This window comes from Sinomonas sp. G460-2 (assembly GCF_047759905.1).
Taxonomy (GTDB): domain Bacteria; phylum Actinomycetota; class Actinomycetes; order Actinomycetales; family Micrococcaceae; genus Sinomonas.
Map to the genome: position 1 here is coordinate 1 of NZ_JBKZWT010000294.1, position 4,500 is coordinate 4,500.

Annotated in this window: 6 protein-coding genes; 3 read left to right on the forward strand and 3 right to left on the reverse strand. The window is 72.2% G+C overall.

The window, feature by feature from the left end; translation table 11 throughout:
• Positions 1-512, forward strand: a 512-nt coding sequence (locus ACLN58_RS18330; protein WP_415856678.1) for an acyl-CoA dehydrogenase family protein, incomplete at its 5' end; no start/stop codon positions are given.
• A gap of 229 nt (positions 513-741) precedes the next feature.
• Here ACLN58_RS18330 and ACLN58_RS18335 read toward each other — a convergent pair.
• A complete protein-coding gene (locus tag ACLN58_RS18335) occupies positions 742-1,254 on the reverse strand; it encodes a type IV toxin-antitoxin system AbiEi family antitoxin domain-containing protein (RefSeq protein ID WP_415856679.1) in 513 nt (170 codons plus the stop codon).
• A gap of 176 nt (positions 1,255-1,430) precedes the next feature.
• On the opposite strand from ACLN58_RS18335, the gene ACLN58_RS18340 reads away from it, so the two are divergent.
• Both ACLN58_RS18340 and ACLN58_RS18345 read left to right on the forward strand, forming a co-directional pair.
• The gene (locus tag ACLN58_RS18340) at positions 1,431-2,576 is read left to right on the forward strand and encodes a glutamate--cysteine ligase (RefSeq protein WP_415856680.1); all 1,146 of its coding nucleotides are present in this window, start codon (positions 1,431-1,433) and stop codon (positions 2,574-2,576) included.
• Entirely contained in the window at positions 2,573-2,758 is a 186-nt protein-coding gene (locus ACLN58_RS18345; RefSeq protein ID WP_415856681.1) for a hypothetical protein, read from the forward strand. Before ACLN58_RS18340 ends, ACLN58_RS18345 begins: the two co-directional genes overlap by 4 nt.
• A gap of 157 nt (positions 2,759-2,915) precedes the next feature.
• Here ACLN58_RS18345 and tsaD read toward each other — a convergent pair whose 3' ends face one another.
• Entirely contained in the window at positions 2,916-3,989 is a 1,074-nt protein-coding gene (gene tsaD, locus ACLN58_RS18350) for a tRNA (adenosine(37)-N6)-threonylcarbamoyltransferase complex transferase subunit TsaD (RefSeq protein WP_415856682.1), read from the reverse strand.
• The gene (gene rimI / locus ACLN58_RS18355) at positions 3,986-4,483 is read right to left on the reverse strand and encodes a ribosomal protein S18-alanine N-acetyltransferase (protein WP_415856683.1); all 498 of its coding nucleotides are present in this window, start codon (positions 4,481-4,483) and stop codon (positions 3,986-3,988) included. Before rimI ends, tsaD begins: the two co-directional genes overlap by 4 nt.
• Between the last annotated feature and the right edge of the window lie 17 nt (positions 4,484-4,500).

A 4,500-nucleotide genomic window follows, 5' to 3' on the forward strand; every position in this document is an offset into this window, starting at 1 on the left:
TCGCGACCGCCGTCGCGAAGTACTGGGTGTGCAAGCGCGGGCCGGCCCACGCCGCCGAGGCGCTCGAGTGCCTCGGCGGGAACGGCTACACGGAGGACTTCCCCCTCGCGATGCGGTATCGCGAGCAGCCGGTCATGGCCATCTGGGAGGGATCGGGGAACGTCGTGGCGCTCGACGTCCTGCGGGCGCTCGCGCGGGAGCCCGACGCGGCCGAGGCGCTTGCGGACGAGCTCGAGGCTCAGCGCGGCGTGGACCCCGTGCTCGACGCCCAGCTCGGACGCGCGCTCTCGCTCCTCTCCGACGCGGCGCGGGAGCCGGAGGAGGCGCAGGCGTGGGCCCGTCGGCTCGCGGAGGAGCTCGCGCTGGCCCTCCAGGGGTCCCTCCTTGTGGGGCACGCGCCGTCGTCCGTCGCGGAGGCGTTCCTCGGCGCGCGGCTCGGCGAGAAGCGGACGCTCGGCTACGGGTGTCTTCCGGACACTGCGCGAACGGCGGAGATCCTCGCCCGGGTGTAGCGCCGTCCCGTTTTCACCGGGCGCCCTTCCCCGCATTGGGTCCGCGGGCCAACCACCCCATTGCGAGGAAGCCGCCCCACTGCGGGGATGCAACCCCGGTCAGCCCTCCCAGCACCGGCAGTCCCAAGTCACGCAGCAGCGGCAAACGCGGCAGCGAGGCGGGCGGCCACGAGCTCGGTCCTGTCGAGGTCGGCCCACGTCAGGCGGATGACCCGCCAACCGAGCTCGATCAGCGCCGACTCACGCCGCCGCTCAAGCAAGAGGGCCTCGGCGGTCGGGCGGTAGTCGAAGTACTTGGCGCGGCCATCGAGAAGGCCGAGGAGTTGCGCCGCTCGCGCCCGCCCCCGCGTGAACTCCGCGGACTCCAGCTCGGCCCTGAGCTCGCCAGGCAGTACGCCCCACGCCGGATCCGGTCGAAGACACCGGCGCGAACGCACGCACTGATGACTCGGTCGTCGATGCCCGCCTCGATCAACTGGCTCGTCGAGGCGATCATCCCTCCGGGCCACCTCTCGACGGCCGCAGTCAGCGCAATTCGGGTCTCCATGCTGTCATCGTCCTCAATCCGGGCGAGTTTCGCGCCCGCCAGCGCCCGTATGTGGATAACCGGCGAGGGGGCCGCACGAGCCGGGTGCCGCCGTCGTACGCTGTGGCTGCGCATCCGCGCCCGTGCCCGCGCCGGGCGCCCTTCGCCGCACCGGGCGCCCTTACCCGCATTGGAGCCGCGGGCCCGCCACCCCATTGCGGCTAAGCCGCCCCACTGCGGGGAAACCGCCCCGATCCGGACCCGATCCGACGTGACCGACGCCGCTCGTCACGCTCGGACACCGCCGCCGGGAGGGCCGCCGCCCTGCCCTAGACTGGGCACATTCTGTAGGAGTGCTGCGGCCGGACCGGAGCTCGAAGGCGGGGGCTGCCATGGACATCGACTTCGCTGCGTCGAAGCAGTCCACGATCGGCATGGAGTGGGAACTCGCCCTCGTGGACCGCCATGGCGGGGAGCTCGTGTCCGTCGCGCCCGAGGTGATGCGCCGCGTCTTCGACGAGCACCCCGAGCTCAGCGGGGACTGTCCCCGCGTCCACCAGGAGCTGCTCCTCAACACGGTCGAACTCGTCACGGACGTCCACAACACCGTGGCCGAGGCCAAGGCGGACCTCGCCACCACCATGGCGGCCGTCCGCAGCGTCACAGACCGCATCGGCGTCGAGCTCTTCTCCGCGGGCAGCCACCCGTTCAGCCCGCCACGCCTCCAGCCGGTCACGGACAAGGAGCGCTACGCGAAGCTCATTGACCGCACGCAGTGGTGGGGCCGCCAGATGGTCATCTACGGCGTCCACGTTCACATCGGCCTCGATCGCCGGGACAAGGCTATGCCCGTGCTCGACGCTCTGGTCAACTACTTCCCGCACTTCCAGGCGCTCTCCGCCTCGAGCCCGTACTGGAGCGGGGAGGACACGGGCTACGCGTCCCAGCGGGCCCTCATGTTCCAGCAGCTCCCGACCGCGGGCCTCCCGTTCCAGTTCCCCCGGTGGGAGGACTTCGAGCACTACGTCGACGACATGCTCACCACTGGCGTCATCGACATGATCAACGAGATCCGGTGGGACATCCGGCCGGTGCCGCGGCTTGGAACGATCGAGATGCGCGTGTGCGACGGCCTCTCGACCCTCGAAGAGGTCGGCGCGATCGGCGCCCTCACCCAGTGCCTCGTCGAGGAGGCCTCCCGCACCCTCGACGCGGGCGGCACGATCCCGACCATGCCCCCGTGGCACGTCCAGGAGAACAAATGGCGCGCGGCCCGCTACGGGCTCGACGCGATCATCATCCTCGATGCCGCGGGGAACGAGCAGCTCGTCACCGAGCACTTGGCCGAGACCCTCGACCGGCTCGAGCCCATCGCGCGGGACCTCCGCTGCGAGTCCGAGCTCCGCGACATCGAGGGCATTCTGCGCCGGGGCGCGGGCTACCAGCGGCAGCGCCGCACCGCCGAGCGGCACGGCGGCGACCTGCGCGCCGTCGTCCTCGAGGAGGCGCGCCTCATGCGCCAAGGCCACCCCGCGTGAGTCCGCAAGACGGACGACGGCGCCGCTCGCCCGCGCGGCTCGTGTTCGTCGTCGCGGTGGTCGCCGTGGCCCTCGCAGTGACCTCGCACTTCCAGGCCGCGCTCATCGTCGCGGCCCTCGGCGCCGTCTACGGCCTGGTCGAGGCGGTCATCGCGTGGCGGCGGCGAGGCCCGCGCCCCTGATCGACCCGGCGCTGTGTTCCGGCGCGTACGCGTTTTCCTCGGCAACCGCCTTGCGCGCGTTCGGGCCAAACCACAATCCGCGGAATGACGCGGAACACCCTGGCCCGCCAGCCGGGTGCCAACCAGTACGCGTACTGGTTGGCACCCGCAGGCCGGGCTACACCGACACGGTCGTGACGGGCAGGGATGAGTCCGGCGCGAACGCGAGGTCGCTCGGCGAGCCGCCGTCCATGATGACGCGGGCGGCGAGCGCCGCGACCATTGCGCCGTTGTCCGTGCACAGCGAGAACGGCGGCACGGCGAGCGAGATCCCCGCCTCGGCACACCGGGACGCGGTGAGCTCGCGAAGCCGAGAATTAGCGGCCACTCCCCCGCCGAGGAGCAGGTTCCGGATCCCCTGCTCGCGGCACGCGAGGACCGCCTTCGACGTCACGACGTCCACGACCGCCTCCTGGAACGAGGCGGCGATGTCCGCGACGGGCACAGGCCTCCCCGCGGCCTCGTGCTGCTCGACGCACCGCGCCACGGCGGTCTTGAGGCCCGAGAAGGACCAGTCGTAGCGATGCGGCCCGGGGGCCTCCGCTGACCCCATGTACTTGGGCTGCGTGAGGCCGCGCGGGAAGCGGAAGGCGCGCGGATCGCCCTCGCGAGCGAGCCGGTCGATGGCCGGCCCGCCGGGATAGCCGAGGCCGAGGAGGCGCGCGACCTTGTCGTACGCCTCGCCGGCGGCGTCGTCGATCGTTGACCCGAGCAGCTCGACGTCGGAGGCGATGTTGCTCACGCGCAGGATCTCCGTGTGCCCGCCGGAGACGAGCAGAGCGCCGAGGTCCTCGGGGAGCTCCCCGCCGTAGACCCCGCCGTCGAGCAGCCCGACGCCCACGTGGGCGACGAGGTGGTTGATCGCGAACAGGGGCTTGCCCGTGGCCACGGCGAGCGCCTTCGCGGCGCACACCCCGACCATGAGCGCACCGGCGAGCCCGGGCCCGGACGTCACCGCAAGCGCATCGACGTCCTCGAGCGTCACGCCCGCGGTGTCGAGGGCCTCGCGGAGCGTTGGCACCATGGCGTCGAGGTGTGCGCGGGACGCGATCTCGGGGATGACCCCGCCGAAGCGCACGTGCTCGTCCATCGACGAGGAGACGGTGTTGGCCAGGAGCGTCGCGCCGCGCACGATCCCGACGCCGGTCTCGTCGCACGAGGACTCGATGCCGAGCACAAGCGGCTGGTTCACTGGACTCCCCCCTCGCCCGAGGGCGAGGCCTCGAGCGGCAGCTGCATGATGAGCGCGTCGACGCCGTCGCGGTAGTAGCGCCGCCGCGTGTGGATCTGCGCGAAGCCGAAGCGCCGGTACAGCGCCTGCGCGCGCGGGTTGTCGGCGCGGACCTCGAGGAGCACGTCCCGCGCGCCGCGCCGCCGGGCCTCCGCGATGAGCTCGGTCAGCACGGCTGAGCCGATCCCCCGCCCCTCACGCTCAGGCACGACCGCGATGGTCTGCACATCCGCAATGGGCGGCACGCACATGACTCCCGCGTACGCCACGATCCGGCGGGCCCCGCCCGGCGCGGCCTCCTCCGCCACGTAGTACCGCCGGGTCGAGGGCTGGGCAAGCTCGTCCCTGAACATGCGCTCGGGCCACGCGTCGAAGGGGAAGAGCGCCTTCTCGAGCTCGTGGACCGCAGGAACGTCCGCCTCCGTCATGTCGCGGAGCGTGACGCCGTCGGGCATCCGGCCCGCGCCGGTCG